Origin of the sequence: Phocaeicola coprophilus DSM 18228 = JCM 13818 (genome assembly GCF_000157915.1) — a bacterium.
In the GTDB taxonomy this organism is placed as follows: domain Bacteria; phylum Bacteroidota; class Bacteroidia; order Bacteroidales; family Bacteroidaceae; genus Phocaeicola; species Phocaeicola coprophilus.
This window is the reverse complement of sequence record NZ_EQ973630.1, coordinates 1-5,434: the sequence shown is the minus strand read 5'-3', so window position 1 is coordinate 5,434 and position 5,434 is coordinate 1. Positions and strand designations below refer to the sequence as shown.

Sequence of the window (5,434 nt, the reverse complement as noted above, 5' to 3'; positions counted from 1 at the left end):
CTGTGCGAGTATCTTACCTTGGTATTGTCCAAGGGAGCGAGAAAGTCATCCTTCCGGTTTCCCTGGAAAAAACTTTTTCGAAAAAAAACTTCTGAAAAGTTTGGCAGAATAAAAAAAAGCATTTACCTTTGCATCCGCTTTCCGATAAAAACGGAAGCCGAAAAGAAGAGAGATCTTTGATAGACTTTAGATAAACAAACGAGATGTAGTACAAGAAAAAGTCGTCTGAAACAGTCTGATATGCAGGCTGCAAAATGAGGATGGCGGGAAGAACCGTCAGTAACCTTAAATATATAAGGTGCACTGAAAGAGAAAACGGAAACCTGAACAGAGCAAACAGAGCCTGCAGCAATGCAGGTTAAAAAGATATTTTACAATGAAGAGTTTGATCCTGGCTCAGGATGAACGCTAGCTACAGGCTTAACACATGCAAGTCGAGGGGCAGCGGGATTGAAGCTTGCTTCAATTGCCGGCGACCGGCGCACGGGTGAGTAACGCGTATCCAACCTTCCGCTTACTCGGGGATAGCCTTTCGAAAGAAAGATTAATACCCGATGGTATCTTAAGCACGCATGAGATTAAGATTAAAGATTTATCGGTAAGCGATGGGGATGCGTTCCATTAGGCAGTTGGCGGGGTAACGGCCCACCAAACCTACGATGGATAGGGGTTCTGAGAGGAAGGTCCCCCACATTGGAACTGAGACACGGTCCAAACTCCTACGGGAGGCAGCAGTGAGGAATATTGGTCAATGGGCGAGAGCCTGAACCAGCCAAGTAGCGTGAAGGATGACGGCCCTACGGGTTGTAAACTTCTTTTGTGCGGGAATAAAGGAACCTACGTGTAGGTTTTTGCATGTACCGTAACGAATAAGCATCGGCTAACTCCGTGCCAGCAGCCGCGGTAATACGGAGGATGCGAGCGTTATCCGGATTTATTGGGTTTAAAGGGAGCGTAGACGGGTTTTTAAGTCAGCTGTGAAAGTTTGGGGCTCAACCTTAAAATTGCAGTTGAAACTGGAGACCTTGAGTACGGTTGAGGCAGGCGGAATTCGTGGTGTAGCGGTGAAATGCTTAGATATCACGAAGAACCCCGATTGCGAAGGCAGCCTGCTAAGCCGCCACTGACGTTGAGGCTCGAAAGTGCGGGTATCAAACAGGATTAGATACCCTGGTAGTCCGCACGGTAAACGATGGATACTCGCTGTTGGCGATAGACAGTCAGCGGCCAAGCGAAAGCGTTAAGTATCCCACCTGGGGAGTACGCCGGCAACGGTGAAACTCAAAGGAATTGACGGGGGCCCGCACAAGCGGAGGAACATGTGGTTTAATTCGATGATACGCGAGGAACCTTACCCGGGCTTGAACTGCAGTGGAATTATCCGGAAACGGATAAGCGAGCAATCGCCGCTGTGGAGGTGCTGCATGGTTGTCGTCAGCTCGTGCCGTGAGGTGTCGGCTTAAGTGCCATAACGAGCGCAACCCTTGCTGCCAGTTACTAACAGGTCATGCTGAGGACTCTGGCAGGACTGCCATCGTAAGATGCGAGGAAGGTGGGGATGACGTCAAATCAGCACGGCCCTTACGTCCGGGGCTACACACGTGTTACAATGGGGAGTACAGAGGGCAGCTACCGGGCGACCGGATGCGAATCCCGAAAGCTCCTCTCAGTTCGGACTGGAGTCTGCAACCCGACTCCACGAAGCTGGATTCGCTAGTAATCGCGCATCAGCCACGGCGCGGTGAATACGTTCCCGGGCCTTGTACACACCGCCCGTCAAGCCATGAAAGCCGGGGGTACCTGAAGTACGTAACCGCGAGGATCGTCCTAGGGTAAAACCGGTAATTGGGGCTAAGTCGTAACAAGGTAGCCGTACCGGAAGGTGCGGCTGGAACACCTCCTTTCTGGAGAGTTTCCGTAAGAGGTTCTCCCTCTGTACTATGTCGGATTTGTTTAACGATATAAAGAGAAAGATGAAGCCGAGTCGTAACGGACTAGGTTGAACTGAATCACAAAGCTAGTCCTATAGCTCAGTTGGTTAGAGCGCTACACTGATAATGTAGAGGTCGGCAGTTCAACTCTGCCTGGGACTACCTCGAAGGGGAGGCGAAAAAAACTTCCCTGAAATTTTGGCGGAACGGATGTAAATACTTACCTTTGCAGCCGCAAAAAAAACGGGGGATTAGCTCAGCTGGCTAGAGCACCTGCTTTGCACGCAGGGGGTCAACGGTTCGAATCCGTTATTCTCCACAAGAAAAGAAGTTCTATGACATGATGTAACAAGCAAATAAAAAAGTACGAAAGCTTGAAGTATATATCATCCCGCACTGCCAGTCAGTGTGACGTGATAAGGAAAGTAAGCAAGGGCGCATGGCGGATGCCTTGGCTCTCGGAGGCGATGAAGGACGTGATAAGCTGCGAAAAGTCACGGGGAGGTGCAAATAACCCTTGATCCGTGAATCTCCGAATGGGACAACCCGGTATTCTGAAGGAATACCATCCATCCAAGATGGAAGCTAACGCAGGGAACTGAAACATCTTAGTACCTGCAGGAAGAGAAAATAACAATGATTCCCCCAGTAGTGGCGAGCGAACGGGGAAGAGCCCAAACCATACGTGTTACGGCATGTATGGGGTTGTAGGACCGCGCTGTTGCAAGAAATTTCGTGAGAAGAACAGCCTGGAAAGACTGACCACAGACGGTGACAGTCCGGTATTCGAAGCGAAACGAAGCATAGCGGTATCCTGAGTAGCGCGGAACACGAGGAATTCTGCGTGAATCTGCCGGGACCATCCGGCAAGGCTAAATACTCCCGAGAGACCGATAGTGAACCAGTACCGTGAGGGAAAGGTGAAAAGCACTTCGAACAGAAGAGTGAAATAGTACCTGAAACCGTGCGCCTACAAGCGGTCGGAGCTCCGCAAGGAGTGACGGCGTGCCTTTTGCATAATGAACCTACGAGTTGCCGTCTCTGGCGAGGTTAAGGAACACGAGTTCCGGAGCCGAAGCGAAAGCGAGTCTGAACAGGGCGTCCAGTCAGTGGCGGCAGACGCGAAACCAAGTGATCTACCCTTGGCCAGGATGAAGTCTGGGTAACACCAGATGGAGGTCCGCACCAATAAGCGTTGAAAAGCTTCTGGATGAGCTGAGGGTAGGGGTGAAAGGCTAATCAAACTTGGAGATAGCTCGTACTCCCCGAAATGCATTTAGGTGCAGCCTCGTGGGTTACTGACGTGAGGTAGAGCGACTGATAGGATGCGAGGGCTTCACCGCCTATCAAGTCCTGACAAACTCCGAATGCGCGTCAGTTTTACCGCGGGAGTGAGGGCATGGGTGCTAAGGTCCTTGCCCGAGAGGAGAAGAATCCGGACTATCAGCTAAGGCCCCGAAATGACAGCTAAGTTAAACTAACGAAGTCTGATTGCTAAGACAGCTAGGATGTTGGCTTGGAAGCAGCCATTCATTTAAAGAGTGCGTAACAGCTCACTAGTCGAGGAATCGGGCGTGGATAATAATCGGGTATCAAGTTGTCTGCCGAAGCTATAGAATCAGCAATGATTGGTAGGGGAGCATTCCATTCGGCGTTGAAGGCGTACCGTGAGGTATTCTGGAGCGTATGGAAAAGCAAATGTAGGTATAAGTAACGATAAAGGGGGCGGGAAACCCCCTCGCCGAAAGACTAAGGTTTCCTGATCAACGCTAATCGGATCAGGGTAAGTCGGGACCTAAGGCTCAGCCGAACGGCGAGGCCGATGGCAGAAACGGTTAAGATTCCGTTACTACCTTCAGGAGTGACGTGGGGAAGCAGTAGTGACACCATCGCGGACTGACGGAATAGTCCGTTGAAGAGTGTAGGCGTTGATTTCCGCAGGCAAATCCGCGGAGAGAGCCGAACTTGAGAGTATGGAGCGTCCTTCGGGACAATCCAATAGCATGGGTAACCAGACTGCCGAGAAAATCCGCTAAACATAATTCTGAAGGTACCCGTACCGCAAACGGACACACGTAGTCGGGTTGAATATACTAAGGCGCTTGAGTGAATCACGGTTAAGGAACTAGGCAAACTGACCCTGTAACTTCGGGATAAAGGGTCCCTACCCAGAGATGGGAGGGCGCAGAGAATAGGTCCAGGCAACTGTTTAACAAAAACACAGGGCTGTGCCAATATGAAAGTAGACGTATACAGCCTGACACCTGCCCGGTGCTGGAAGGTTAAGAGGAGATGTCATCGCAAGAGAAGCATTGAATTGAAGCCCCAGTAAACGGCGGCCGTAACTATAACGGTCCTAAGGTAGCGAAATTCCTTGTCGGGTAAGTTCCGACCTGCACGAATGGTGTAATGATCCGGACGCTGTCTCAACCGTGAGCTCAGTGAAATTGTAGTATCGGTGAAGATGCCGATTACCCGCGATGGGACGAAAAGACCCCGTGAACCTTTACTATAGCTTAGCATTGAATTTGGGCACGCGATGTGTAGGATAGGTCGGAGGCAATGAAGCAGGCACGCCAGTGTTTGTGGAGCCGCTGTTGAAATACGACCCTTCGTTTGTTTGAGTTCTAACTTCCGGATGGAAGGACATTGCTTGGTGGGTAGTTTGACTGGGGTGGTCGCCTCCAAAAGCGTAACGGAGGCTTCTAAAGGTGCCCTCAGGACGATCGGTAACCGTCCGGAGAGTGTAATGGCAGAAGGGCGCTTGACTGGGAGACAGACAGGTCGATCAGGTAGGAAACTAGAGCATAGTGATCCGGTGTTTCCGTATGGAAGGGACATCGCTCAAAGGATAAAAGGTACTCCGGGGATAACAGGCTGATCCCTCCCAAGAGCTCATATCGACGGAGTGGTTTGGCACCTCGATGTCGGCTCGTCACATCCTGGGGCTGGAGAAGGTCCCAAGGGTTGGGCTGTTCGCCCATTAAAGTGGCACGCGAGCTGGGTTCAGAACGTCGTGAGACAGTTCGGTCTCTATCTATCGTGGGCGTATGAAATTTGCGTGGCTCTGACACTAGTACGAGAGGACCGTGTTGGACCGACCTCTGGTTTACCGGTTGTGCCGCCAGGTGCATCGCCGGGTATCTAAGTCGGGATCGGATAAGCGCTGAAAGCATCTAAGTGCGAAGCCGGCCGCAAGATTAGATTTCTCAGGGTCGTCAAAGACGATGACGTTGATAGGATGCAGGTGTAAAGGTGGAGACACCAAAGCCGAGCATTACTAATTGCCCGTTCACTTTCCTTATCAGGGAGGTTGATATATACTTCAGGTTTTCGTAAGTATTGCTTGTACATGAGATATTCAGGTGACTATGGCACGAAGGTTCCACCTCTTCCCATTCCGAACAGAGAAGTTAAGCTTCGTCACGCCGATGGTACTGCGCAAGTGGGAGAGTAGGTAGTCGCCGTTTTCCGATCCCCGGTTTCCTTTTTGGATGCCGGGG

At 51.0% G+C, this 5,434-nt stretch carries 2 tRNA genes and 3 rRNA genes; all 5 read left to right on the top strand.

The features are described from left to right. The first annotated feature begins 373 nt into the window (after nucleotides 1-373). The 5 genes from BACCOPRO_RS00435 (at nucleotide 374) to rrf (ending at nucleotide 5,401) form a co-directional block, all read left to right on the top strand. Nucleotides 374-1,904 (top strand): 16S ribosomal RNA (locus tag BACCOPRO_RS00435). 115 nt (nucleotides 1,905-2,019) lie between these two features. Beyond that, nucleotides 2,020-2,093: transfer RNA gene (locus BACCOPRO_RS00430), tRNA-Ile, on the top strand. Nucleotides 2,094-2,176: 83 nt separating this feature from the next. After that, nucleotides 2,177-2,250, top strand: a tRNA-Ala gene (locus BACCOPRO_RS00425). Between the two features lie 100 nt (nucleotides 2,251-2,350). Further along, nucleotides 2,351-5,235: ribosomal RNA gene (locus tag BACCOPRO_RS00420) — 23S ribosomal RNA — on the top strand. 57 nt (nucleotides 5,236-5,292) lie between these two features. Then, nucleotides 5,293-5,401 (top strand): 5S ribosomal RNA (rrf, locus tag BACCOPRO_RS00415). The 16S, 23S and 5S rRNA genes sit together here with 2 tRNA genes alongside, the layout of an rRNA operon. Nucleotides 5,402-5,434 lie beyond the last annotated feature (33 nt).